The 24,854-nt window shown below is 55.5% G+C and carries 23 protein-coding genes, 1 tRNA gene and 1 pseudogene; 15 read left to right on the top strand and 10 right to left on the bottom strand.

Translation table 11 applies throughout. The features are described 5' to 3' along the window. Positions 1-33: 33 nt before the first annotated feature. From ACTH3S_RS02750 to ACTH3S_RS02725, 6 genes are all read left to right on the top strand, one after another. Positions 34-699 carry a methylamine utilization protein gene (locus ACTH3S_RS02750; RefSeq protein ID WP_441807491.1) on the top strand — a complete coding sequence of 222 codons (666 nt, stop codon included), beginning with the start codon at positions 34-36 and terminating at the stop codon, positions 697-699. Beyond that, positions 699-3,056, top strand: coding sequence for a putative bifunctional diguanylate cyclase/phosphodiesterase (locus ACTH3S_RS02745; protein ID WP_441807490.1), 2,358 nt, complete (start codon positions 699-701; stop codon positions 3,054-3,056). The genes ACTH3S_RS02750 and ACTH3S_RS02745 overlap by 1 nt, the downstream gene beginning before the upstream one ends. Continuing rightward, on the top strand, positions 3,053-3,952 hold the full coding sequence (locus ACTH3S_RS02740) for a DUF3034 family protein (RefSeq protein ID WP_441807489.1): 900 nt from the start codon (positions 3,053-3,055) through the stop codon (positions 3,950-3,952). Before ACTH3S_RS02745 ends, ACTH3S_RS02740 begins: the two co-directional genes overlap by 4 nt. Positions 3,953-3,969: 17 nt before the next feature. Continuing rightward, positions 3,970-4,404: a group I truncated hemoglobin gene (locus ACTH3S_RS02735; RefSeq protein ID WP_441807488.1), complete on the top strand. Its 435-nt coding sequence runs from the start codon at positions 3,970-3,972 to the stop codon at positions 4,402-4,404. Positions 4,405-4,425: 21 nt separating this feature from the next. Then, positions 4,426-4,656: a DUF1653 domain-containing protein gene (locus ACTH3S_RS02730; protein WP_441807487.1), complete on the top strand. Its 231-nt coding sequence runs from the start codon at positions 4,426-4,428 to the stop codon at positions 4,654-4,656. Positions 4,657-4,772: 116 nt separating this feature from the next. Next, complete coding sequence (locus tag ACTH3S_RS02725) at positions 4,773-6,095, top strand: Na+/H+ antiporter family protein (RefSeq protein WP_441807486.1); 1,323 nt, start codon at positions 4,773-4,775, stop codon at positions 6,093-6,095. 420 nt (positions 6,096-6,515) lie between these two features. Here the strand turns inward: ACTH3S_RS02725 and ACTH3S_RS02720 are convergent, their stop codons facing one another. Together ACTH3S_RS02720 and prlC are read right to left on the bottom strand one after the other, a co-directional pair. Beyond that, positions 6,516-6,767 carry a YheV family putative zinc ribbon protein gene (locus ACTH3S_RS02720; RefSeq protein ID WP_441807485.1) on the bottom strand — a complete coding sequence of 84 codons (252 nt, stop codon included), beginning with the start codon at positions 6,765-6,767 and terminating at the stop codon, positions 6,516-6,518. A gap of 57 nt (positions 6,768-6,824) precedes the next feature. Next, on the bottom strand, positions 6,825-8,870 hold the full coding sequence (gene prlC, locus ACTH3S_RS02715; RefSeq protein WP_441807484.1) for an oligopeptidase A: 2,046 nt from the start codon (positions 8,868-8,870) through the stop codon (positions 6,825-6,827). 55 nt (positions 8,871-8,925) lie between these two features. Between prlC and ACTH3S_RS02710 the strand changes: the two genes are divergently transcribed. Further along, entirely contained in the window at positions 8,926-9,465 is a 540-nt protein-coding gene (locus ACTH3S_RS02710) for a gamma carbonic anhydrase family protein (protein WP_441807483.1), read from the top strand. A gap of 40 nt (positions 9,466-9,505) precedes the next feature. Here ACTH3S_RS02710 and ACTH3S_RS02705 read toward each other — a convergent pair whose 3' ends face one another. The 7 genes from ACTH3S_RS02705 to ACTH3S_RS02675 form a co-directional block, all read right to left on the bottom strand. After that, positions 9,506-10,339, bottom strand: coding sequence for a flagellar motor protein MotB (locus tag ACTH3S_RS02705; RefSeq protein WP_441807482.1), 834 nt, complete (start codon positions 10,337-10,339; stop codon positions 9,506-9,508). 4 nt (positions 10,340-10,343) lie between these two features. Then, entirely contained in the window at positions 10,344-11,117 is a 774-nt protein-coding gene (locus ACTH3S_RS02700) for a MotA/TolQ/ExbB proton channel family protein (protein WP_441807481.1), read from the bottom strand. A 95-nt stretch (positions 11,118-11,212) separates the two neighbouring features. Next, positions 11,213-12,040 (bottom strand): shikimate dehydrogenase, encoded by an 828-nt coding sequence (aroE, locus tag ACTH3S_RS02695; RefSeq protein ID WP_441807480.1) that lies wholly within the window; start codon positions 12,038-12,040, stop codon positions 11,213-11,215. A gap of 15 nt (positions 12,041-12,055) precedes the next feature. Beyond that, positions 12,056-12,979: an oxygen-dependent coproporphyrinogen oxidase gene (gene hemF / locus ACTH3S_RS02690; protein WP_441807479.1), complete on the bottom strand. Its 924-nt coding sequence runs from the start codon at positions 12,977-12,979 to the stop codon at positions 12,056-12,058. 8 nt (positions 12,980-12,987) lie between these two features. Continuing rightward, positions 12,988-13,560 carry an L-threonylcarbamoyladenylate synthase gene (locus tag ACTH3S_RS02685; protein ID WP_441807478.1) on the bottom strand — a complete coding sequence of 191 codons (573 nt, stop codon included), beginning with the start codon at positions 13,558-13,560 and terminating at the stop codon, positions 12,988-12,990. Then, a complete protein-coding gene (gene dprA / locus ACTH3S_RS02680) occupies positions 13,553-14,707 on the bottom strand; it encodes a DNA-processing protein DprA (protein ID WP_441807477.1) in 1,155 nt (384 codons plus the stop codon). The genes ACTH3S_RS02685 and dprA overlap by 8 nt, the downstream gene beginning before the upstream one ends. A 67-nt stretch (positions 14,708-14,774) precedes the next feature. Further along, positions 14,775-15,794, bottom strand: a complete 1,020-nt coding sequence (locus tag ACTH3S_RS02675) for a LysM peptidoglycan-binding domain-containing protein (RefSeq protein ID WP_441807476.1) — start codon at positions 15,792-15,794, stop codon at positions 14,775-14,777. Between the two features lie 343 nt (positions 15,795-16,137). On the opposite strand from ACTH3S_RS02675, the gene def reads away from it, so the two are divergent. From def to ACTH3S_RS02635, 8 genes are all read left to right on the top strand, one after another. Next, the gene (def, locus tag ACTH3S_RS02670) at positions 16,138-16,644 is read left to right on the top strand and encodes a peptide deformylase (RefSeq protein WP_441807526.1); all 507 of its coding nucleotides are present in this window, start codon (positions 16,138-16,140) and stop codon (positions 16,642-16,644) included. 95 nt (positions 16,645-16,739) lie between these two features. Next, positions 16,740-17,675, top strand: a complete 936-nt coding sequence (gene fmt / locus ACTH3S_RS02665) for a methionyl-tRNA formyltransferase (protein WP_441807475.1) — start codon at positions 16,740-16,742, stop codon at positions 17,673-17,675. Between the two features lies 1 nt (position 17,676). Then, positions 17,677-18,978: a 16S rRNA (cytosine(967)-C(5))-methyltransferase RsmB gene (gene rsmB / locus ACTH3S_RS02660; protein ID WP_441807474.1), complete on the top strand. Its 1,302-nt coding sequence runs from the start codon at positions 17,677-17,679 to the stop codon at positions 18,976-18,978. Further along, complete coding sequence (trkA, locus tag ACTH3S_RS02655) at positions 18,975-20,351, top strand: Trk system potassium transporter TrkA (RefSeq protein WP_441807473.1); 1,377 nt, start codon at positions 18,975-18,977, stop codon at positions 20,349-20,351. The genes rsmB and trkA overlap by 4 nt, the downstream gene beginning before the upstream one ends. A 134-nt stretch (positions 20,352-20,485) precedes the next feature. After that, positions 20,486-21,523, top strand: a complete 1,038-nt coding sequence (gene glyQ / locus ACTH3S_RS02650) for a glycine--tRNA ligase subunit alpha (protein WP_441807472.1) — start codon at positions 20,486-20,488, stop codon at positions 21,521-21,523. 2 nt (positions 21,524-21,525) lie between these two features. Beyond that, positions 21,526-23,607, top strand: a complete 2,082-nt coding sequence (gene glyS, locus ACTH3S_RS02645; protein ID WP_441807471.1) for a glycine--tRNA ligase subunit beta — start codon at positions 21,526-21,528, stop codon at positions 23,605-23,607. A gap of 3 nt (positions 23,608-23,610) precedes the next feature. Then, positions 23,611-24,180, top strand: a complete 570-nt coding sequence (gmhB, locus tag ACTH3S_RS02640; protein WP_441807470.1) for a D-glycero-beta-D-manno-heptose 1,7-bisphosphate 7-phosphatase — start codon at positions 23,611-23,613, stop codon at positions 24,178-24,180. 24 nt (positions 24,181-24,204) lie between these two features. Further along, positions 24,205-24,281 (top strand) — tRNA-Pro (locus ACTH3S_RS02635). Between the two features lie 148 nt (positions 24,282-24,429). Here the strand turns inward: ACTH3S_RS02635 and ACTH3S_RS02630 are convergent. Continuing rightward, positions 24,430-24,854, bottom strand: a pseudogene (locus ACTH3S_RS02630) (anti-phage dCTP deaminase); the annotation flags it as partial.

Raw genomic sequence — 24,854 nt, 5'->3', positions numbered from 1 at the left:
AGGCACTGCGCAATCGAAAGGTTCACTATCATAATGAGAAAACAAACAATTTTTCTGCTAGCCGGTTGCCTGCTGTCGGCCTCCGTGCTGTCAGAAGAGCTAACGATTCGGGTGCAACTCGCTAACGGCACCGGCCCATTGACCGGCGCGGTGGTGTATCTAAATGATGGCAGTCACGCCCCTCCCGCACAGGCAGAAGTGGTTCAAAAAAATCGCATGTTCCATCCCCACGTGCTGATTTTGCCCGCTGGCTCCAGTGTGAGTTTCCCCAACCGGGACAACACGCACCATCACGTCTATTCATTCTCGCCGGCAAAAACCTTTGATCTTGCACTCTATGCGGGTGAGCCCGAAGCGCCAGTGGTGTTTGATAAACCAGGTATTGTCGAGCTTGGCTGCAATATTCACGACCACATGCAGGCGTTTATTGTGGTGGCGGATACACGGGCCGTTGGGCAAACCAATGAGCAAGGAGAAGTAACCCTCGCGTTGGACTTTGGCGTTACTCAAGCGCCCAGCTCGCTAAACCTGAATATATGGCACCCCCGCCTGCCAGACAACACTCGACCAGTGGTTCGAGAGATCAGTTCCACCAGCCTGAAAAATACTGCCATAGAAACCGTCAACATTGAGCTGGTGCCCGAGACTCGCCATGAAAGCCCGATGGATCACCTCCAGAACCGCTTTCGGGATCTGTGATGGGTCGTCTGGCTCACCGCATCGGGTTCCGCGGCCGCCTGGTTACCGCCATGGTTGCTCTGGTTGCCTTGGTGAGCTTGCTGATCGGCGCGCTGTTGATGGTGTATTTGTTCGAGGATGAAAAACACCGGGCCCTGGAACAGCTCAGCATAGCTGAGCGTATTACCCATGAGGTGATCGAGCGCCGCACCGATCTCGAACTCTCCCGGCTGAGTGTCGTGGTTCGCGACTTCGGTTTCCGTTCTGCCGTCGCTAGCCGAGACCCTGGAACCCTCAACAGCGCATTGGAAAACCACACCGGGCGCGTGGAGGCAGATTTTGCGCTGTTGCTAAATCGCCAAGGCGAGCTTCTGGCCTCCACGTTATCTCGGGCACTACCCGACATTACCTCCGGGCAGTTTGCCAACGCCCGAAAAAACGGAGCTGATCGTTCGTTTCTAACCGTTGACCATCGTGGCTACGAAGTACTTGTTATTCCGGTGGAAGCACCCGGATTGCGGGCATGGCTGGTAGCAGGCTTTGAGCTGGACCAAGAGCTTGCCACTGTCATTGCTCAGCTTAGTGGCAGCTCGGTTATTTTTCGCTCCAGTGCCAACGATCCAAGCAAGTTCACCAGCTTCGCAGCATCTGCCGATATCAAAGGCGCCGGGGAGCAGGAGCTACTCGGACCTGCAGGAAGCCAAAACTTCATCGAAAGCTCCCGCTACTTCACACGCACCATGAATCTTGGGGCATCCAAGGAGGGTAGTTTCGAAGCGGTTCTGATGATCAGCCGAGCGGCCAGTCTGGAAAATTACTACAGCCGCGCCTTGGAAATAGGCTTATTGGTCACAGCGATTATGGTGCTGGCAATACTGCTCGCGCTTTTCATGGCAAGGTATTTGGGCCGGCCGGTGTTGCAGCTTGCCCGCTACGCCCAGGCCGTGGGAGAGGGTCAAAATCCGAAGGCGCCCGACATTCGCTCCGGCGGAGAGCTTCGGCAGCTGCGCAACGCGCTGCGAGATACACTGGCCCGCCTTGTGCGACGCGAAGCAGAGATTCACCATGCAGCAACCCATGATGACGTAACAGAGCTGGGCAACCGTAACGCATTGATGCAGGCCGCCCAGGAAGGCTTTGGCGCCGGAACACCCTGTAGCCTGATTGGTCTGCGGGTGAGTGACCTGTCCGATATCAACGATACGCTAGGCATAGAGTTCGGCGACAAGGTCCTGCTGGGCCTCTCTCAACGACTGCGCGATGAGCTCCCGGATGCCAGCCTGATTGCGCGCACCGGTGGCAGCGAGTTTCTAGCCATGGTTGCGGTGCAAAGCCCTGAAACGCTGGAACGGCGGGCGCAGGCCCTGCATAAAACCGTCGTATCGCCCCTGAGTATCGACAACACACCATTCTCCCTGCGTATTACTCTGATAACTCTGCAGCTGCCCACCGATGCCTGCACGACGAACGAGCTGAGAAGGCGGGTAAACTTGTCCTTTGATCGGGCTCAGCAACAAGGTGTTTCGGTTACTCGATACGAGCCAGGGCAAGATGAGAGCCACCTGCGTGAACTGAAGCTGATCTCCGATTTGCACCGTGCCATCCAGTACGGCGGCTTGCACATGAATTATCAGCCCAAGCTCGATAGCCGTACCGGGCGGCTGCTTCAGGTGGAAGCTCTGGTGCGCTGGATACACCCGGAGCTGGGCTTTATATCGCCCGAGGAGTTCATCTTTTTGGCTGAGCAGTCCGGGCAAATCAACGACCTGACGGATCACATCCTGCAGCGGGTTGCCAGTGATGCCCGCGCCTGGTTTTGCAAAGGCCTGGATGCAGGCGTCGCCATCAACCTGTCTGCAATGGACCTAACCTGGCCGAAACTAACCGAGCGCATAGCCACTATTTTTGCCGATTGGCACCACAGCATGGAGCGCGTCACCCTGGAGGTGACAGAGAGCGCCCTGATGGACGACCCGGAAGAGGCCATGGCCACATTGAACCGCCTGCGAGAGCTGGGGGTAACCCTATCTGTTGACGACTTTGGCACAGGCTATTCCTCATTGTCGCAACTGCGCAAACTGCCGGTTCAGGAATTGAAAATAGATAAATCCTTTGTTCTCCAGTTAAATACTGAGCCTCAGGATCAGCTGATTGTAAAATCCACGATCGATATGGCCCACGGACTTGGCCTTAAGGTTGTTGCAGAAGGTATCGAGAACCTGGACACCTGGACACTGCTGCAATCCTGGGGTTGCAATATTGGCCAAGGTTTCTACCTCAGCCGTCCGGTTTCTGCAGATGACCTTACACAAACCGCCGCAGCCATTGCCGAACGCCAGCAAGAGCTGGCCGACATTACGCCGGAGCATTCTTCATGACGCTTTTTATCAACATGCTGCGGGCCAGAACGTTCGCGCCCCTGCTGTCCGTAGGACTTCTTGCCACGCCTGTGGCCTTGGCAGATGTTGGCAGCCGCATTTGGGCGACCGGTGGCGTCACCACCATAGAAGGCAGCGCTGGCGGCGGGCTGGTGCCCTGGGCTTTGCTTGGCAGCTACGCTGATGATGAAGAATGGGGGGGCACGGTTGCTCTGAGTAGGGCCGATGTGGACGACTATTCGCTTTCGGTTACCGGTGCCGGCTTGAACTGGAATAACCGAGTTGAAGTGACCGTTGCTCGCCAGACCTTGGATCTCGATAGCCTGGTGTTTACCCTCAAAGACGGCTTCGGGCTGGAGCAGGATGAACTCAACCAAGACATCTTCGGTGTAAAAGTGCGGTTGGCTGGCGATGTTCTCTACAGCCCTTGGGGCCAATGGTCTGCCGGCGTACAGCACAAACGGCAGCGGGACTTCACAGTGCCTGACGCGATTGGAGCCAGGGACGACAGCAGCACAGATGTTTATATCTCCGGCTCCAAGGTATTTTTTGCCGCGGTATTTGGTCGCAACCTGTTGGTAAACGCCACCGCACGCGGCACCCGCGCCAACCAGGGCGGGCTGTTGGGCTTTGGCGGAGATTTAAACAACAGCTATGAAATTATGGCCGAAGCCGGTGTCGGCGTGTTTATTAACCGACAATGGCTGGTCGGCGCCGAGTACCGTCAAAAGCCAGACAACCTAAGTTTTGCCCGTGAAGACGACTGGTGGGATGTATTCGTTGCTTGGGTACCAGATCGTCGGCTTGCGGTGACAGCAGCATTCGTCAATTTAGGCAACATAGCCACGTTAACGGATCAACAAGGCGTTTACCTGTCTCTGCAGGGGAGTTTCTGATCATGGGCTGGAGCAAAATGAAAACATACACCGCCGCGCTGATCATCGCGATGAGCCTTGTTATAGGCGGCTGCCAAAGCTTTCAAAGCCAGCCGGACAATAGCCTGTACCTGCAACTGGGGCAGCGCGACGGTATCGCCAACGTAGTGGAAGACATGCTCTACCTCATCGTGGACGACGAGCGTATTAATCACCAGTTCAAAGGTATAAATGTTGCCCAGTTCCATCGCAACCTGACCGATCAATTGTGTGAACTCAGTGGCGGCCCTTGCCAGTATTCGGGACGCGACATTCGGGAAGCCCACGCAGCAATGGGCATTACCAACACCCAGTTTAACGCCCTGGCCGAAAACCTTATTCTGGCCATGGAGGCAAACCAGATACCCACAACCGCACAGAATCGACTGATCAAACAACTGCTGCCGATGTACTCGGACATTCGCCACCTCTAAATACATGGGACAACACACAGAATGACTGACAGCAAGAACACTATCCGCCCGGGCCGTTACCAACACTACAAAGGCCAGGACTACGAGGTTATCGACATCGCCCGGCACAGCGAAACCGAAGAAGAACTGGTGGTTTACCGCTGCCTTTACGGCGATCACAGCCTCTGGGTGCGCCCGCTGACCATGTTTAAGGAAACCGTAACCGTGGCGGGAGAACAGGTTCCCCGCTTCGCGCGTATCGACAAAGATTAAGAGTTACACAAGCACTTTGACTCAGCTGGCTAATTCCTGCACATTACCGCATTTTCATGATCCCGGCCTTCTCAAGAAGGCCGGATAACCCACAACGCCACACTCGGAGTTTCCCCATGAATGCCGTTGTTGCCGCGGTACTGATCATGCTCGTAATGAGCTTGGCCCGCATCCACGTTGTTGTTGCCCTTATTGTAGGCGCCGTGTCTGGTGGCCTGATCGCAGGACTGTCCCTGGAAGCCACCATTGAAGCGTTCAATAACGGCCTTGGCGGCGGTGCGACCGTTGCCTTGTCCTACGCCACCTTGGGTGCGTTCGCCGTTGCCATCGGCAAATCCGGCCTGGCCCATGCGCTAGCAGACAAAACCCTCGCCATGGTTGGCCAACAGGAAAACAGCTCGGCCGCCAAGGGCGTGCGTTACATGATCATCGGCGTGCTGGTGCTGATTGCCCTATCGTCACAGAACATCCTGCCCATCCACATCGCATTCATTCCGCTGGTCGTACCGCCCATGCTGTACGTGATGGCCAAATTGAAAATGGATCGCCGGTTGGTTGCCTGCGCGCTCACCTTCGGCTTGATCACGCCTTACATGTTCCTACCCATCGGTTTCGGCGGCATTTACCTGAATGAAATTTTGATGGCCAAGATCAGCGCCAACGGCGGCGACACAGAAGGCCTAAGCGTGATGCAGGCCATGGCCCTGCCAGCTTTGGGCATGCTCTGCGGTCTGCTGGTAGCGGTATTCTTCACTTACCGTGGCGAGCGCGAATACGATCTGGAGGCCATTACCCGCACCGAGCGCGTAAACGTGTCTTATAGCCCCCGCACATTGGGCATGGCCCTGGCCGCTATCGTCGTCGCCTTCGTGGTTCAGCTTTGGCTGGGCTCGATGATCCTCGGGGCTCTGGCAGGCTTCCTGCTGTTCAACCTGTCTGGCGTAGTAAAGTGGAAAGAGGCTGACGACCTGTTCACCGAAGGCATGAAAATGCTGGCCATGATTGGTTTCATCATGATCGCAGCATCTGGCTTCGCGGAAGTGATGCGCGAAACCGGCGAAATCGCTACGTTGGTACAAAGCTCTGTTGAAGTGATCGGCAGCAACAAGCCGATGGCGGCGCTGCTGATGCTGCTGGTGGGCCTTATGATTACCTTGGGTATCGGCTCATCCTTCTCAACGATCCCCATCATAGCGGCCCTGTACGTGCCTCTGGCGCTGGAAATGGGCTTCAGCTCCATGGCCATCGTCGCCCTGGTCGGCACCGCCGGCGCCCTGGGTGATGCCGGCTCCCCAGCCTCCGATTCCACCCTCGGACCCACCGCCGGCCTTAACGTAGACGGCCAACACAACCACATCTGGGATTCTGTGGTGCCTACGTTCTTGCACTACAACTTGCCGTTGCTCGGGTTTGGGTGGTTGGCGGCTATGGTTCTCTGAGTTTGGAGTTTGCCTTCGTTACGTAGCCTGCTGATTCTGAGGCTACGAGGTCACGGGGGTACTTTTCTTCTGGAAAAAAGCAACTCGCTGCGCTCAGACATCTTTTTTCCGCCAGAAAAGTACCCCCGCACCCTCTGGTTACAAAGCACAGATATCTCAAGGAAAAGGCGGGGAGGAAAAGTGTTCCCTGAAACACCTTTTTTGGCTGCCTGCAGTGAAATACCTCAAGCATTAAACTGCACTAAATCCGTTTATCTTTTAAACCGATCTATCTTCGTAGTTTGAACAAGAGGGCGTGGGGGGATGTTTTTCTGCCGGGAAAAAATGTCTGAGCGCAGCGAGTTGTTTTTCCCAGAAGAAAAATATACCCCCGGGACCTCGAAACCCTCCCAGGCCAGCAGGCTAAAATCCTTAAAATCTCTAGCCCTCAGACCCAGCCTTAAAAAACACTACCTGCTTAACCGTATGATCATCATCGTTGTCGCGCGTATTCACCCGCGTATCCAATTCAGGCGTAGCAGGCGCCTCAGCATCTGAGATGGCATCGGTAAAGCCACAAGCCACACACTCGCGAATCTGCTCATCTGCGTCGTCGGTGAACATCATGATCTTGTCCATCTCCGAACAGCGAGGACACACAGCACCGGCTATAAAACGCTTCGGGGTCGACATAACGTACCTCCAGGTTAAAGCTTCCGGTGACCACAACAGCCACCGGAGAGGATTGAATTAGGCCGCGTCGTCCGTGATGCCGGTCTGTTTCAACAGGGCGCCTACTTCAGGTTCGCGGCCACGGAAGGCTTTGAACAGCTCCATGGGCTCCTGTGATCCGCCTTTTTCGAGGATGTTCTGCAAGAACGCCCGCCCGGTTTCAGGGTCGAAGATGCCGTTTTCTTCGAACAGCGAGAAGGCATCGGCCGCCAGCACTTCCGCCCATTTGTAGCTGTAATAACCCGCGGCGTATCCACCGGCGAATATGTGAGAGAACGCGTTAGGGAAGCGGTTGAACTCCGGAGACTCCACCACCGCGATGGTTTCGCGCACTTTTCGGTGCACGTCCAGCGGGTTGGTGGGTGCCTCTTCGGTGAATTCCGCGTGCATACGGAAGTCGAACAAAGAAAACTCCAGCTGTCGCACCATGGCCATACCGGACTGGAAGTTTTTGGCAGCCAGCAGTTTCTGCAGCAGGTCTTCCGGTAATGGCTCGCCGGTTTCATGGTGGCTGGCAATCATCGCCAAGGACTCGGGGTTCCAGCACCAGTTTTCCAGGAACTGGCTGGGTAGTTCCACGGCATCCCAAGCCACGCCATTGATACCAGACACATCCGTGACTTCCACTTGGGTCAGCATGTGATGCAGCCCGTGGCCAAATTCGTGGAACAGGGTGGTTACTTCGTCGTGGGTGAGCAGCGACGGTTTGCCGTTTACCGGCGGCGTGAAGTTGCAGGTCAAAAAGGCCACCGGCAATTGCAGCGTGCCACGCTGGTTGCGCCAACGTACCCGACAGTCGGCCATCCAGGCACCACCGCGCTTGCCTTGGCGGGCAAACAGGTCGAAGTAGAACCAGGCAATCGGCTCACCATCGCGGCTGATGCAATAAGCGGTAGCGTCTTCGTGCCAGGTTTCTACGTCTGGCTTGGCTTCTATCTGCACATCGAACAGCTTTTCGGCCACTCGAAACAGCCCTGGCACCACTTTATCCACAGGGAACCAGGGGCGCAGGGTTTCGGGTGAGATGTCATAGCGCTGCTGGCGCAGTTTTTCGCTGTAGTAGCCCACGTCCCAGGCCTTCAGATCGTCTAAACCGTGTTCGTCTTTGGCGAAAGACTTGAGTTCAGCAAACTCTTTTTCAGCGATTGGTTTGGATTTGGCCGCTAATTCGTTGAGAAAACCCAGTACCTGATCGGTATCCCGCGCCATTTTGGTGGCCAGCGAGCGTTCGGCGTAGTTATTGAAGCCGAGTAGCTTGGCTGCGGCGTGGCGGCGTTTGAGAATTTCGGCCATAACCTGGGTGTTGTCCCAGGTCCCGGCATCTGGGCCCACATCGGAAGCCCGGGTCACAAACGCTTCATAGACTTCGCGACGCAGCTCGCGGTTGTCACCATAGGTCATGACCGGGAAGAAGCTGGGGAAATCCAGCGTGATCACGTAACCGTCCAGCTCCTTCTGGCTAGCTGCCTGTTTTGCGCCTTCGATGGCGCTTTCCGGCAGGCCGGCAAGGTCTTCTACCTCGGTGATGTGTTTGAACCAGTGCTGGGTTGCGTCTAGCACGTTTTCGCTGAAGCGGTTGGACAGTTCCGCTCGCTCACGGGAGAGTGCTGCATACTGCATTTTCTGGTCGTCGGGCAGGTCGACGCCGCCAAGGTGGAAGTCTCGCAGGGTGTTATCCACAGACTTGCGCTGGGCTTCGCTCAGGTCTTTGAAGTCGCTCCGGGCAGCTAGCTTTTTATAGGCTTCGCACAGGGCGGTGTTCTGGCTGAGTTCGGTGCTGTACTCGGTCAGCTTTTCCAAGCAGTTCTTGTAAACCTTGCGCAGGTCGTCGTTGTTCATCACGCCGTTGAGGTGTGAAATAACGGACCAGGCGTTGTTGAGCTTGTCTTCCAGCGCTTGCATGGGCTGGGCGAGGGTGTCCCAAGTGGGGTCTTCGTTCTGGGCAAGACTTCCAATTTTCACGCGGTTTTCGCTGAGAATCTGGTCAATTGCCGTTTCCATATGCTCGGTGCGCACATGCTCAAATTTCGGCAGCAAATCATCAGTCAGTAACGGGTTATTCATGGATCCCCTTCTCAGCTGTTAAAGTGTCGGTTACACGCAACGTAAGGTATATGTAATGACGAATATACGTTCTCACAAGGGTACCACGCCAAGTTTCGGAGAACGCGCTCTGGTGGATGCCAGTGCCGTAGTGATCGGTGATGTTAAAACCGGTGACGACTGCTCCATCTGGCCGATGACGGTGGTGCGTGGTGACATGCATAACATTCGTATTGGCGATCGCTGTAGCATTCAAGATGGCTCAGTGTTGCATATCACCCATGCCAGCGATTATAACCCGGGGGGCTATCCCCTGATTATTGGCGACGATGTCACCGTGGGGCATAAGGCTTTGTTGCACGGCTGTACGGTGGGTAGCCGGGTGCTGGTGGGCATGGGTTGCATCATTATGGACGGCGCTGTGGTGGAGGATGAGGTAATCGTTGCGGCGGGTTGTCTGGTGCCGCCGGGGAAAATCTTGGAGTCCGGGCATCTTTATGTGGGGGCACCGTGTAAGAAGGCACGGGCTTTGTCGGATAAAGAGCGTACTTTTTTCAAGTATACAGCGGCCAACTACGTGAAGCTCAAAGACGAATATCTGGCGGAGCAGGGCTGATCATAAGGACAACTAGCGTGAACCGAGGAACGCGGGAAGTTTAAGGCAGGATTTCTATCGGTAGATCTCCCGTTGAAACAGCGTCATCGCACTCGGGGTCGCGTATGGCGATTTCTACTCGGCGGTTCAGTGCGCGGTTTTCAGGCGTGTCGTTTGGGGCAAGGGCATTGGTTTCCGCACGGCCGGCGGCGACTACGCGCTCGGCTGGAACCTTTCGGTTCAGGACGAGTTCATGCACCACAGATACCGCCCGGGCTGCAGAGAGATCCCAGTTGGAGCGGTATCGACTGCTGGAGATAGGGCGGTCGTCTGTGTAGCCAGAGACCAGTACATCGCCGGTGCAGCCAGCTAAAACGCCCACCACCCGTTCAATAATGGGGATCATCTCCGGCTTTATTGACGCCTGGCCAGAGCGGAAGGTGGCTTCTTCGGAGAACCGAATAACCACTTTGTTTTTGTCGTAATTAACACTCAAAGCTCCCGAAGCCACTTCGTTTTCCAGTTCACCGATCATTCGGCTGGCCAGATCTAATACACCCCCAGAAATAACGGTGGTCGCTGTCTCTGGCGCTCGCTCATCAATGAATTCCGGTTCTCGGGTTTGTGTCTCGGTCGGCTCGGGCAGGGAGACTGTGTCTGATTCAACCAGGGTAATCGGCGAGCCGCCAACGCTGTCATCCAGAACGTTGGCGGAGCCAAACGCCACAGACATGGAGTTGGCCATTGCCTTGTATTTTTCAATATCCATTTCCGCGAAAGACAGCAGCAGAATAAAAAACGTCAGCAGCAACGTAGCGAGATCGGCAAAGGTCACAATCCACGCGGGCGTCTGGTTTTTCTGCCGGGGTTTTCTGTTTGTGCGGATTTGCTGCAAAGCCTCAGGCCTCCCGCTCCGGCGTCAGCCCTGTGCGCTGATCTGGCGTTACAAATGACGAGAGCATTTCGGTCATCACTCGGGGGTTTTCACCACGCATGATGTTGCGAATGGAGGTAACGATCAGTACCTGATTGCGGTTTTCATCCTCGGCTTTTAGCTGAAGCTTGTCGGCCAGAGGCAGCGCGATCAATTGCGCAATAAACGCGCCATAGAGTGTTGTTAGCAGGGCAACAGCCATTGCCGGGCCGATGGAAGAGGGATCATCCAGCGAATTGAGCATCTGAACCAAACCCACCAACGTGCCCAGCATGCCGATCGCTGGCGCAGACTCGCCAATGCCCCGAAATACTCGCTCAGCCACTTCATAGCGCTCGGCCATCTGCTGGGACTCTTGAGCCAAGGCTTCTTCAACCAGTTCCGGTGGGTGGCCATCTACGCACAGGCTGATCGCTTTCTGCAGGAATTCGTTGCTGGTTTGGTGATTCTCCAGCCCCAGAATACCCTCTTTACGCACCACCAGGGCAAGCGCTCCCGCCTCACGAATCAGTTCTGCAGGGCGATCGACCTTGTCGGTAAATGCCGAGCTCATCGCCAGGCGAAAAGCACTGGTAACAGAGGACAGGCGGAATTTTATGAGTGTGACGGCGAAGGTGCCGCCCACAACTATGGCCAAGCCGGGGAGATTCAGGAAGGTCAGAAGCGAGGCGTTTGCCAGCATCGCCAGAATAACAATCAGAATACCGGCAACAAGCCCTACGAGGGTAAGAATGTCCATGCATAGCCCTTATGGATAGTCCCTAATGGACAGTTCCTTACGGATTGGTGTCTCTGAGGCTGGCCCTGCCGCGGCGCACCCTCTGTATCATTGCCTCAGTCGTTACGCATCGCATCAATAACGGGCGCTGTTTCCGGGCGCACGCCCCGCCACACCCGGAAAGACTCGGCAGCCTGTTCAATCAGCATGCCCAAGCCATCAAACACCCGCAAAGCTCCATTATCTAGAGCCCATTGGTTAAATGTCGTTGTTTGTAAAGAGTACATCATGTCGTACACCACTGTGCCGGCCGTGATCACATTTGCACAAAGTGGCGGCAGATCGCCCTGCAAGCTGGCGCTGGTGCCATTGATAATCACATCAAACGGCTGGTCTGGCTCGTCAAACCCGCAGGCGCTCAGAGTGGCAGCGCCGGCCTCATCTGCAAACAGCGTAGTCAGGGCTTCGGCTTTGGCCACCGTGCGGTTTGCGATGGTTAGGCTCGCGGGCTGTTGCTCAAGCACCGGGCCCAGAACGCCACGTACGGCACCGCCCGCGCCCAAAACCAGTATGTGGGCGCCTTTTAACTGAACGCCATGGTTGGCAAGCAGATCCCGAACCAGCCCATGGCCGTCGGTGTTATCCGCTACCAACTGACCTTCTTGGTTCTGATACAAGGTGTTCGCCGCACCGGCTTTTTCAGCTCTCACTGCCCGGCAATCGGCTAGTTCCCATGCCTGTTCCTTAAAGGGTACGGTTACGTTCAGGCCCTTGCCGCCGCCCTTAAAAAACTGGTGAACCGTTGCCGCGAAGCCCTCCAGGGGCGCCTGAACCGCCGTATACTCAATCGGCTCGCCGGTCTGCTGAGCAAACTGACTGTGAATTTTTGGTGATTTGCTGTGGTTTATCGGGTGGCCCACCACCGCATAAAGCTCATTACTCATGACATACCTCGTTTACTACCCGGCGCCGGCTAACCAATCACGCCCGGTGAGAAAATGCTCCGTTAGGCGCGCTTCTTCGCTACCGGCCTCCGGTACTCGGCTGTAATCCCACCGCACCAAGGGCGGTAACGACATCAATATGGACTCTGTGCGCCCGCCAGACTGAAGTCCGAACAACGTGCCACGGTCATACACCAGGTTAAACTCCACATACCGGCCACGACGATAAAGTTGAAAATCACGCTCGCGTTCACCGTAAGCATGCTCCATGCGGCGGCGAACAATGGGCTCATAAGCCTCAATATAGCTGTCACCCACGGATTTCATCAGCCCGAAATCGTGTTCGAAATCACCGGTGTTGTGGTCGTCGAAGAAAAGCCCGCCCACGCCCCGGGGTTCACCCCTGTGCTTCAGGTAAAAGTAATCGTCACACCAGTCTTTGTAGCGCCGGTATGTGTCTTCGCCAAACGGTGCACAAGCATCCTTTGCGGTCTTATGCCAGTGCACGCAGTCTTCATCAAAGCCGTAATACGGGGTCAGATCATAGCCACCGCCAAACCAGTAAACCGCTTCGCCATTTTTCGGAGTGGCGATGAAAAACCTTACGTTGGCGTGGGAGGTGGGCACATAAGGGTTGTTCGGGTGGATCACCAGGGAGACACCCATAGCCTGCCAGGGTGCGCCCGCCAAATGGGGGCGATGGGCCGTGGCAGATGCCGGCATGGTATCCCCCATCACGTGGGAGAAGTTGACCCCACCTTTTTCAAAAATCCGGCCATCGCTGATCACACGGCTTACACCGCCGCCGCCTTCAGGGCGATCCCAAGCGTCACGAACAAGCTTTGCGCCGCCTTCCAGTGCTTCCAGGCGCTGGCATATGGTGTCTTGCAAGCCAAGCAGATACTGCTTAACTGCATGGCTATCCGGTTGCTGTGGCATGATTTCTCCTAACGAAGCTGTTCACCGCTGACAATATCAATAATGCGGCTGGGTTTCTGGTTACCGCCCAGGTCGCCCGGCACAATCTGATCGAGCTGACCGTCAAAATACCCGAGAACTTGCTGTGCAGTATGCGCAGGCTCTTGTCCGGCCGGATTGCACGAGGTGGAGACCAGAGGCATGCCAGCGCTTTCACACAGGGCTTTAACCACCGGGTGCTCACTGACTCTGACCGCAATCGAGCTGTGGCTGCCACGCACCCACTCGGGAATTTGTTTGTTCACATCTGGCAACAGGCAGGTAACCGGGCCGGGCCAGTGTCCAAGGGCTTCTTTTTGAAGGGCCTCAGGTAAAGGGTCCAGCAGAAAACGAACCTGCTCGACACTCGCCGCCACCAAAATCATGCCCTTTTCCACGGGCCGATTCTTGAGCGCAAGAATTCGCGTAACCGACTGAAGATTCCAAGGATCGCATCCCAAGCCCCACACGGCCTCCGTAGGATAGGCGATAACCCCGCCATGCAAAATTGCGCTGCGAGCAAGCTGTAATTGCTGGTCGGTTAAGGGGTTGGGCTTAGGCAATTTTCTGGAAACCTCCGGGGGCAGAACTCACCAATCCTTCTAGCTCGAGAAGCAGAAGAGACTGGACAAGCTGGTTGGCTGGGAGACCGGTTGCCAAACACAGTGCATCGGTTGACTGGGGATCATACCCTAATGCCTCAAACACCGCGATTTCCCGGGCCTCTAGAGCACCCATTTGACTGGCATCAGGTCGCTCCGTCGTTGGCAATGTGGCGCCTGCCCCTGATACGGCACAGCCAGCCGGGAGCGACCAAGCAGCACCCAGCTCTTCCATGATGTCATCCACCTGATCCACTAGCCGGGCGCCCTGCTTGATCAAATCGTGACAACCTCGCGCCACCGGGCTATGAATGGATCCGGGAATCGCAAAAACTTCACGTCCCTGCTCCAACGCCATGCGAGCTGTAATCAAAGAGCCGCTTTTAAGGCCGGCTTCTACCACCAAAATGCCCCGGCTCAGGCCGCTGATAATTCGGTTACGCTGGGGAAAGTGTGCCGCTCTGGCAGGCGTACCTGGTGGGTATTCTGAAACCATCAGGCCATTCCCGATAACCCGTGCGCCAAGCCGGCGATGCTGGTTAGGGTAAATGCGATCAAGCCCACAGCCAACCACTGCAATGGTGGCGTGCCCGGCATCCAGCGCGCCGGCATGGGCCGCGCCATCTACACCCAGCGCCAGGCCACTGGTTATCAACAAACCCTGATTACTCAGCTCTGCTGCGAAGCGGCGAGCGTGATCCAGCCCCGCAGGCGTGGCATTACGGCTGCCGATGATGCCAATTTGCTCACGACCCAACAGACCGGGATTACCCCGGGTGTACAACACCAGTGGCGCATCGTGGATGTGCCGAAGAGCTTCGGGGTAACGGGGATGCTGCCAGCTTACAACATCGATTGCGTGCCGTTCACAGTCCAACAGAATCTGCCGTACAGTCTTTACCACCGCATGATTTTCATCCTGCTGCTGCCAGGCCAATATGGCGGCCACCGCATCGCCACTCAGGCCATAGGCTTTGAGCGTTGCAGAGTTTCTGATTAGCAGATCCGTAAGATCAGGAATGGTTGCGAGCATGGCTCGCCGTCGAGTGCGCCCGAATTTAGGCAAACAGGTAAGAAACAGCCACTGTGCAGAACAAGAGGAAAACAAAGTATCATCCTTGAAAACAACAAAGCCGGGCCTTCCTGGCCCGGCTTTTGATTAACCGGCTATGGAATCAGGGGTTAGTAACCTTGTCGCCCACTGACAGCGGGCGAGTGGCCTGCAAGATCAGGCCATAACTCATTTTTTCATACACTTGGAACACCATCAGCAAACCAGCTCGCTCGGAAGGCAGCTCAACGGTTTCTTTGGTTATGGGATCGCGTACGAAGTTGCCACTTTTGAGAACCGCCATCACGTTTCCAGCCTTCAGACCTTCGCGACTGCCACGGTTGATGGCCACTACGTTGTACTGGCCAATCTGGGTAACACCACCATCCACAGAGATCATTTTGCCTTCCACCTGATCGTCAGGAGAGCTAGGCATAAAACTAGTGGTTAGGCGTCGATCTTCGTTCACCAGCAGGCGGTCACCGATACGCACTTCTTCGCTTGAGCGTGTCAGGTCTACGGTCAGAACATCGCCGTGTTCGGCCGAAACATCACCACGGGCAATGCTGCGCGCTTCCAAGCCAAGGAACTCTTCGGTATCTGGATCCACAAATTCTTTACTGCGGCGAAAAACACCCACCTTATCTGCGGGCTTCTTGCCTCGGGCATAAACCCTGTCGCCAGCACCGATAACGATACGACCGTCTTCACCTTCCAAAATATACGGCGCTTCATTGATCAACTCTGGGCTGACAATGCGGGTATCGGTCAAAAAGCTGCTGATGGCATCCAGGGGAATAGCCGGAATAGGCGTATCAATCCGCTCAGAACGCACTTTCGGTGACAGCTTTACAATACCGTTGTTAGACGTCACCTTGGTGACGCGGGGCTTGCCATCGATATAAACCAGAGCAAGGCGATCACCCGGGTAAATCAAATGGGGGTTGGAAACCTGTGGGTTAACATGCCAAATTTCAGGCCAGTACCACGGGTCACTCAGAAAACGTCCCGAAATATCCCAGAGGGTATCACCCTTCACAACAGTGTAACGCTCAGGATGATCAGACCGCAGTTCTGGTGCAGCGTGAGCCCACGAGGTTAATAGCAGCGTAGTGGCCGCCAGAGCGTACAGCAGTTTCCTCATTGTCTAAGTCCTTGATCGCGTGCTTGATTCTGTGCATTCAGGTAAGGATGCAGTTGGTTGGCTGCAGCTTATTACGTTGTTATGCAAGTTACTATAGAAGAAGTCTCGCAAATTGTGATGTTATCTTTTGTTCTTCCAGTAAATTCTATGGCATTTACGAAAGATTTTAACTATTGCCTGGTCAGTTTGTACTCAATCGGCGAATTGGTGGATAATGTACCGAAAGAGGCCCAGCGCTGCTTATATTAGTGCGAGCGGAACAATTTGCGCAGTACGCTGTCGCATTTCAGAGATCGCTTTCACACAGTTACAAAAGACAACGTAAAAAGTCAGGCATACGAGCATTATGATACTAGACATTCTCGAATACCCAGACCCTCGTCTGCGCACCATCGCCAAGCCGGTTGATGAGGTGACAGACGCAGACCGTACCCTAATCGACGATATGTTCGAGACAATGTACGATGCGCCCGGCATTGGTCTGGCTGCCACCCAAGTAAACGTTCACAAACAAATCATTGTCATGGATTTGTCAGATGATAAGAGCGAGCCAAGGGTGTTCATCAACCCAACGGTTGAAGTACTAGACGGCGAGCTTGAAGCCATGCAAGAAGGCTGTCTCTCAGTACCTGGCTTTTATGAGGACGTTGAACGGATAGAGCATTGCATCATCCGCGCGATGGATCGGGATGGAAAGCCTTTCGAAATCGAATCCCGTGGCCTTTTGGCGGTTTGTATCCAGCACGAGATGGATCACCTGAACGGCAAACTGTTTGTCGATTACCTGAGCAACCTCAAGCGCAACCGCATCCGCAAGAAGCTGGAAAAGCAGCAAAAGCAGAGCGCCTGAGCATTGCCTGAACGGCACGCAAGAATCCTGTAACAAGCATCGGACCGGGCCCTGGCCCGGTCTTTTCGTATTCAACGGAACAGAGACCCAACACCGTGCGACTCGTTTTTGCTGGCACCCCGGATTTTGCAGCGACTGCCCTCAAAGCCCTGCTGAGCACCGACCACACCATAGTGGGCGTATACTCCCAGCCAGATCGGCCAGCAGGTCGTGGCCGCAAACTCCAACCCAGCCCGGTAAAGCAGGTGGCTCTGGATAACGCCATTGCCGTATTCCAGCCAGAAAGCCTGAAAACACCAGAAGCGCAGCAGGAACTGGCAGATCTCCAACCCGATGTGATGATTGTCGCCGCCTACGGGCTGATTCTGCCTGAAGCCGTCCTGGCCCTTCCGGCCCATGGCTGCCTGAACATTCACGCCTCACTACTACCCCGCTGGCGTGGCGCCGCGCCTATCCATCGCGCCATAGCTGCCGGTGATGAGAATACCGGTATCACCATTATGCAGATGGACAAAGGCCTGGATACCGGCGCCATGCTGCTAAAAACCTCAACCGCAATTGAATCAACCGACACCGGTGGCAGCCTTCACGACCGCCTTGCCGAGTTGGGTGGCCTGGCCATTGCTGAAGCACTGAACCAGTTGGAGAAGGGCGAGCTAAGTGGTGAGGTTCAGAATGATGAACAAGCTTGCTACGCCCACAAGCTATCCAAGGAAGAGGGCCATATCGATTGGACCCAGAGCGCAGTCACTATCGAGCGCTTGGTTCGGGCCTTCAATCCTTGGCCTGGCACCTTCACCGATCTGGAGCAGCAGCGCTTGCGGATACACGAGGCCACCGCCACCGATGAGCACAGCCAAAAGCCGGCAGGCACGGTGATAAGGCGGGAAAGGGAAGGCATTGATGTGGCTTGCGGTACCGGCACTTTGCGCATCACCCGGCTGCAATTGCCTGGCTCCCGCGCCCAAAGCGTGAACGACTTGATTAACGGCGGCAAGCACCTGCTGCTGCCCGGCCAGGAGTTGAACTGATATGGGCGACCACGGCCTGCCCATGCGCGCTGTTGCCGCCAGTGTTTTGTTGGCGGTAGAAAACGGCGAGTCTCTATCACAATGCCTACCGCTAGCCCTGCAGAGCTTGGCTCCTAACGAGCGCCCGGTACTTCAGGCGCTTTGTTACGGCACCTGTCGCTGGTTTCACCGCCTCGACAGTGAACTGAACAATCGGCTGAAAAGCCCGATAAAGAAACCCGATCGCATTGTTCACCATCTGATGCTGGTGGCTCTATTTCAGCTACGCTTCAGCCAGCAGGCTAACTACGCCGTGTTGAACGAATCTGTGGAAGCCTGCCGCGCCCTCGACAAGCCTCACCTCACAGGGTTGGTCAATGGTGTATTGCGTTCGGCCGAGCGCGAAGGCGCACCGGAGCCTGCAAGTGACACAAGTCGCTTCAGCCATCCTGTCTGGATGGTAGAAAAGCTGCGCCACAACTGGCCAGAAAACTGGCAGCAGATTCTGGAAGCTAATAATGCCCAAGCACCCATGACATTGCGGGTGAATGTTCTACGCTTTAGCCGCGACGAGTACCTGGCACAGTTAAACGAAGCGGGCATTGAGGCCACCGCCACCGGTTTTTCACCCAACGGCATCCAGCTCAACCGCCCGGTTCAGGTGGATCAATTACCCTGGTTTGCCGACGGCGCCGTTAGCGTTCAGGACGAAGCCGCTCAGCTTTGTACAACCCTGCTCGGTTTGGCTCCAGGGCAGCGGGTTTTGGACGCCTGCGCAGCACCCGGCGGGAAAACCTGCGCCATCTTAGAAAGCCAAGCCGAATTAGCAGAAGTCGTGGCCATCGACGAATCTGCCGCGCGCTTGCCGCGAGTTCAGGAAAACCTCGATCGCTTGGATCTTCAGGCCAGCCTGCTACAGGCAGATGCCGCTGATATAGAGCAGTGGTGGGACGGCCAGCCTTTCGACCGAATTCTGCTGGATGTGCCCTGCAGCGCCAGCGGTGTGATACGCCGCCACCCCGATATAAAATTGTTACGCAGAGAAACCGACATTGTGCCGCTGGCAGCCATACAGCTAGGGCTTTTAAACGCCATGTGGTCTGTGCTCAAACCCGGCGGGCGCTTGGTCTATGCAACCTGCTCCGTGTTCCCCCAAGAAAACCACCGTATAATTCAACGGTTTCTTAAACAGCAAACTGGCGCCATTCTTAAAGAGCCAGAGGTTCAATGGGGATGCGACATGGGCGCGGGGCGACAGCTTCTCCCCGATCCGATCAGCCATGACGGCTTTTTCTATGCCGTACTGGAGAAACCCGAACTATGAAAATCCTGATCCTCGGTGCCGGCCAGGTAGGCGGCACGCTGGCTGAAAACCTAGCCAGTGAAGCCAACGACATAACGGTTATCGACACAGACGCGGTACGGCTTCGCGAACTGCAGGATCGGCTCGACATTCGCACAGTACAAGGCAATGCCTCTTACCCGTCGGTATTGAATAAAGCCGATGCAGATGACGCCCACATGCTGATCGCTGTCACCAACAGCGACGAAACCAACATGGTGGCTTGCCAAATTGCCAAGATCTTGTTCAATACCCCCACCAAAATCAGCCGGGTGCGGGCTAGCGACTACCTGAGCAGCAGCAAAAAATTGTTCGGTGACGACGGCTTTCCGATTGATGTGATGATTAGCCCTGAGCAGCTGGTTACCCGACACATCACTCGCTTGGTTGAGTACCCTGGCGCCTTGCAGATATTGGAATTCTCCAAAGGCCTTGCCAGACTGGTCGCCATTCGGGCCACCGAAGGCGGGCCGTTGGTTGGTCGCGAGCTGTCTTATTTTCGTATGCATATGCCCAAAATTGATACCCGGGTGGCAGCCATTTTTCGCAAAGACCACGCCATCATGCCTAAGGGCAATACGGTGATTGAGGATGGCGACGAGGTATTTTTCATCGCTGGGGCCGACCACATCCGCTCAGTTATGAGCGAGCTGCAGCCGCTGGTAAAAAACTACAAGCGCATTTTTATCTGCGGTGGTGGCAACATCGGCCAGCGCCTGGCCCACACTCTGGAAAGCCGGTATCAGGTGAAGCTGCTGGAACGCAACCATGAACGCTGTGTGCTGCTTTCCGAAAATCTACGCAAAACTGTGGTGTTAGAAGGCAATGCTGCAGATAAAGACATACTGCTAGAAGAGAATATCGAAAACACCGATGTGTTCATTGCCGTGACCAACGACGACGAAGCCAACATTATGGCGTCGTTGCTAGCCAAGCGCTTGGGCGCTCGCAAGGTATTCACCCTGATCAACAACCCCGATTATGTGGACCTGATTCAGGGCGGCGAGATTGATGTCGCGATTTCACCCCAGCAAACCACCATTGGCAGCTTGCTCACTCACGTGCGCCGGGGCGACGTTGTAAACGTTCACTCACTGCGCAGAGGCGCCGCCGAGGCCATCGAGGCCATTGCCCACGGGGATCACAAATCCTCAAAGGTGGTTGGCAGACGGCTTGATGAAATCAACTTACCCCAGGGTGCAACCATTGGTGCCATCGTGCGCCATAACCAAGTATTGATCGCCCACGACCATTTGCGGGTACAGCCGGATGACCACGTTATTATGTTCTTGGTCGACAAATCCCGGGTGCGAGAAGTCGAAAAACTCTTTGCTGTAGGGCTTACGTTCTTCTAGTTCAAGATCAACGGCATAAAGTCCACTTAGAAATACAGCTTTGGCGAGCGTATAATGCGCCTTTTTCAGAATGACCCTCTTCCAAGCGAAGTTGGAGAGCGGCCAAACACAGACCGAATCAGCAGGCAACCGTAGTGACAGATAAGGCGACAAACAAGGCAACAAACAGCACCACTCCGGACATCAAGACCTTTCAGGGTTTGATTCTGGCTCTGCAGAATTTCTGGGCGCAGCACGGCTGCGTGGTACTTCAGCCACTGGACATGGAAGTGGGCGCCGGTACCTTTCACCCCGCCACCTTCTTGCGGGCCATTGGGCCGGAAACCTGGAATGCGGCTTATGTGCAGCCGAGCCGCCGCCCCACAGACGGTCGCTACGGTGAAAACCCCAACCGTCTGCAGCACTATTATCAGTTCCAAGTGGTGCTCAAGCCCTCGCCAGATAACTTTCAAGAGCTCTATCTCAGCTCCCTCAAAGCGTTGGGGCTTGATCCACTGGTTCACGATATTCGCTTTGTGGAAGACAATTGGGAATCCCCCACACTGGGTGCCTGGGGCCTAGGTTGGGAAATCTGGCTGAACGGTATGGAAGTTACCCAGTTCACCTACTTCCAGCAGGTGGGCGGCCTTGAGTGCTACCCGGTTACCGGCGAGCTCACTTACGGTCTTGAGCGCATTGCCATGTACCTGCAGGACGTCGACAGTGTGTACGACCTGGTCTGGACCAACGGCCCAGATGGTGTCGTTACCTACGGGGATGTGTTCCACCAGCAAGAAGTGGAGATGTCTACCTACAACTTTGAGCACGCAGACACCGAGTTCCTGTTCCAGAGCTTTGATGTTCATGAACGTGAAAGCGCCCGGTTGATCGAGGCCGGCCTGGCCCTGCCAGCCTACGAGCAGGTTTTAAAAGCCTCTCATACGTTTAACCTGCTGGATGCCCGTCACGCCATCTCGGTGACCGAGCGCCAGCGTTTCATCCTGCGCGTGCGCACCCTGGCCCGGGCTGTTGCCCAGGCGTATTTCGATAGCCGCTGCAAGCTCGGCTTCCCACTTGCCAAGGAAGACATTCGTCAGGAAGTGCTGGCCACAGCCAAAGCCGAAACTAACAAGGCTAGCGGCAAGAAAGGCAAAAAAGCGAAGCAGGCACAGCAGGTAGAGGGGAAGGCATAATCATGGCAACACAAGATTTTCTGGTTGAACTGGGCGTAGAAGAGCTGCCCTCGAAAGCACTCAAGCCGCTGTCTGATGCATTCACTCAGGGCATTGCCAAGGGCCTGGAAAATGCAGGCATCAAGTTCGGAAAAGTAGAAGCTTTTGCCGCACCACGTCGCTTAGCAGTGCGCATACGTGATCTGGCCGATGCTCAGCCAGACAAGCCCGTTGAAAAGCGCGGTCCGGCGGTCAAAGCCGCCTTTGATGATTCCGGTAACCCAACACGGGCGCTAACCGGCTTCGCCACGTCACTGGGTGTGACGCCAGATCAGCTCGACACCCTGGAAACCGACAAGGGTGCTTGGCTAGTCTACCGTACTGTAGAGCAGGGCAAGCCAACGGTCGATCTGATGTCTGGGCTGGTTGAACAGTCGCTGGCGTCACTGCCTATTCCCAAGCGCATGCGTTGGGGCGCGCGCCGCACAGAGTTTGTGCGGCCAGTGCATTGGCTGATCATGCTGTACGGCAACAAGGTCATTGATGCGCCCATCATGGGGCTGACTCCAAGCAACAAAACCCGGGGTCACCGCTTCCACTGCCCCAAAACACTGATTATCCCAACGCCGGCAGATTACGAAGTTGTGCTTGAGCAAGAAGGCTATGTAATCGCCGACTTCGCCAAACGTCGCGAGCAGATCCGCGCCGGTGTCAGCGCCCTTGCCGAAGCCGAAGCTGGCGGTAAGGCGGTGATTAATGAAGACCTTCTGGATGAGGTGACCGGCCTGAACGAATGGCCGGTGCCGCTGATGGGCCGTTTCGACAAGCGGTTCCTGGAAGTTCCTGCAGAAGCACTGGTTTCCTCCATGGAGGAGCACCAGAAGTACTTCCACGTGGTGGATACCAATGGCGACATGCTTCCTCTGTTTATTACCGTGGCCAACATCGAGAGCAAAGATCCCTCCCAGGTTGTCTCTGGTAACGAAAAGGTGATTCGCCCGCGCCTCGCAGACGCCGCCTTTTTCTACGAAAACGATCGTAAATCCCGGTTGGAAGACCGCATCGAACGACTCAAGCCAATTGTGTTCCAGGAAAAGCTCGGCAGCGTTTACGACAAAGCCGTTCGGGTGGCGGCACTGGCCAAGAAAATCGCCACTGCGATTGGTAGTGACCCGGCTTTAGCCGAGCGCGCCGCCATGTTGGCGAAAACCGACTTGGTCACAGAAATGGTGCTGGAATTCAGCGATCTTCAAGGCATTATGGGCCGGTACTACGCAGCCGATGACGGCGAACCCGCCGATGTAGCAAAGGCGATGAACGAGCAGTACATGCCACGCTTTGCGAAAGACAGCCTGCCCACAACCCTAACCAGTTGTGCGCTCGCCATCGCGGATCGCCTGGATTCACTGGTTGGGCTGTTCGGCATTGGCCAGCCACCTTCCGGCACCCGCGACCCATTCGCTCTGCGCCGTGCGTCTCTGGGTGTGCTGCGCATCATTGTCGAACGTGAACTGCCACTGGACCTGCAAACCTGCTGTGAATGGGCAGCAGAAAACTACACCGGGCTGAGTGCAGAGAATACCGCCTCTAGCGTCGTGGATTACATGCTGGAGCGGTTCCGCGCCCACTATGACGACCAAGGCATTGGTGCCGAGGTGTATCTAGCCGTCCACGCTCGCCGGCCAACCCGCCCGCTAGACTTCGACCGCCGCATAAAGGCTGTGGAAGCCTTTCGCCAACTGCCAGAAGCCCTGGCTCTGGCCGGCGCCAACAAGCGGGTCTCCAACATTCTGGCCAAACAAGGTGGCGACAGCGTGGGTGAAACCATCAACAGCAGCCTGCTGCAGGATACCGCCGAGAAAGCGTTGGCAACAAAGGTTGAGCAGCAAGCAGATAAAGTGCTGCCGCTGTTCGAGCAGGGCGACTATGCCAACGCGCTGCAATCGTTGGCGAGCCTGCAGGAACCCGTGGACAGCTTCTTTAGTGAAGTGATGGTGATGGCAGACGATGAGGCCGTGCGAGACAATCGTCTTGCACTGCTAAACCGCCTGCACAACCTGTTTCTACGAGTCGCTGACATCTCGCTGCTGCCTGCCGCTGGCTGACCCATGCTGATCATCCTCGACCGGGACGGTGTCATTAACGAGTACGACGGCCGTTATATCTGCTCTGTAGATGAATGGCACCCCATTCCCGGCAGTATTGAGGCGGTGGTACGGCTTTACAAAGCCGGCCACCGACTCGCCATCGCCACCAACCAGTCTGGCATCGCTCGCGGTTTCTACAGCACCGATGTGCTGGATGACATGCACGAAAAGATGGCACGACTGCTGGAAGCTGAGGGCGGGCGCATCGATTTCATCGCCTACTGCCCACACCATCCGGATGAGCACTGCGGTTGTCGCAAACCGCTCACGGGCTTATTTGAACAGATCCGTAATCACTGCCATCTAGACACTCTAAAAGGTGCCATCATGGTAGGTGACAGCCGTAAGGATCTGGAAGCTGGATTTGCTGAAGGTTGCCGAATAGCGCTTGTGCGCACCGGCAACGGAGAGGACACGGAACAAGACCTTCAAACCAACCCAATACCCGGCGCAAAGGTGGCGATTTACGACACTCTCAGTGCATTTTCGGATGAGGTCTTAGCGGCCGAGGGGCTGGAAAGAAACGAGTGAACCCGTATAATACCCGCCATTGATCGGCGTGTGGCGCAGCTTGGTAGCGCACTTCGTTCGGGACGAAGGGGTCGCAGGTTCGAATCCTGCCACGCCGACCATGATTTCAACGACTTAGGGCGTATCTTTTGATGGGCCCTAAGTCGTTTTGGTTGGAAACAGATTAGGTGCATAACCCACCACGAAGGAAGGAAGTTTGGGCGATCAATGCGATCAAATGCCAACCTTCCTAAAGATCAAGAAGCTTGCCTATTGGCCTGGAACATAAGTATCTTCATCGTCCAACTTTGCCGTGACTGAAGCCAGAATTTTTGCCTCATATGTCTTGTATGCATCAAGAAATTGAGTGTCAACGTGGTCTGCATCTGACAATATTATTTTTGTAGCAACCCCATCCGAGTTTTTCCTCCGCTTCTGTCCTCCAAAAAAAGTATCAAATCTTCTTGGAGCAACGCCTTCAAAGCTCACAAAACACACCTTATCTTTCTCGGAACCAACCGTTATAGCATCATTGTGAAGCTGCTTTGCGAGACTCTTTTCATATGGCTCGATAAAAACAACTTTTTCAATACCAGCGGAAACGATGTGGCGAGCGCAGCTATGGCAGGGATAAGTGGTAGGGTAATCCCCCCATTTTAAGAGGGTGTCAAAAGTAGAGTTCAGGCCACCATGGC

This window comes from Marinobacter sp. (assembly GCF_052094685.1).
GTDB lineage: Bacteria > Pseudomonadota > Gammaproteobacteria > Pseudomonadales > Oleiphilaceae > Marinobacter.
This window is presented reverse-complemented; position numbering and strand designations above follow the sequence as displayed.